1 protein-coding gene is annotated in these 679 nt (G+C 63.6%); it reads left to right on the forward strand.

From position 1 onward, the window contains the following. The coding region (locus EN991_RS38675; protein WP_245461207.1) for a zincin-like metallopeptidase domain-containing protein at window positions 1–525 on the forward strand (525 nt) is incomplete at its 5' end. Between the last annotated feature and the right edge of the window lie 154 nt (window positions 526–679).

Consider the following 679-nt stretch of genomic DNA (forward strand, 5'->3'; position numbering starts at 1 on the left):
GCCGGCGAGCCTCTGCCTGAGCGCGAGATGGTCCCGCAGGCCGAGGCGCTCATTCATGCAACCGGCGCTGATTTTCGCGTCGGCGGCGAGCGCGCCTTCTACATGCCCGGCAGCGACACCATACAGGTGCCGCCGCAGCCGGCTTTCTTCCACCAGATCGACTATTACCGGACCTGCTTTCACGAGCTTGGCCACTGGACCGGCCACCCGAGGCGACTCGCGCGCGACCTGTCCGGCTCCTTCGGGTCCAACACCTATGCGCGCGAGGAACTGGTCGCCGAAATCGCATCAGCCTTCATCTGCAGCAGTCTCGGCATCGAGCCGACCGTGCGCCATGCCGACTACATCGGCTCATGGCTGACGGTTTTGCGCGAGGACAACCGCGCCATCTTCCGCGCCGCAAGCCATGCCTCGAAAGCCGCCGATTTCCTGCTTGGCCGCAATGTCGATGTCGAAGGCGAGGCACATGCCGAAACCGCCTATGGGAGCGCGCAATCCTCACACGCGACCGCCTTGCGCCTCTGATGACGCAAAGCCGCGCGCAACCAACTCGACAGTTCTTTTGAGGTTGCCCTAACGCCGATGGCCGGCGTTGGCGTCGATCGTTCATCGGACCGAGGTTCGCAAAAAAAGAGTGCGGCATTGATGCCGCCCTCTCGTTGCGAAAGCTGCCAGAGCT

The organism is Mesorhizobium sp. M7A.F.Ca.US.005.03.2.1 (genome assembly GCF_003997795.1).
Lineage (GTDB): Bacteria > Pseudomonadota > Alphaproteobacteria > Rhizobiales > Rhizobiaceae > Mesorhizobium > Mesorhizobium ciceri.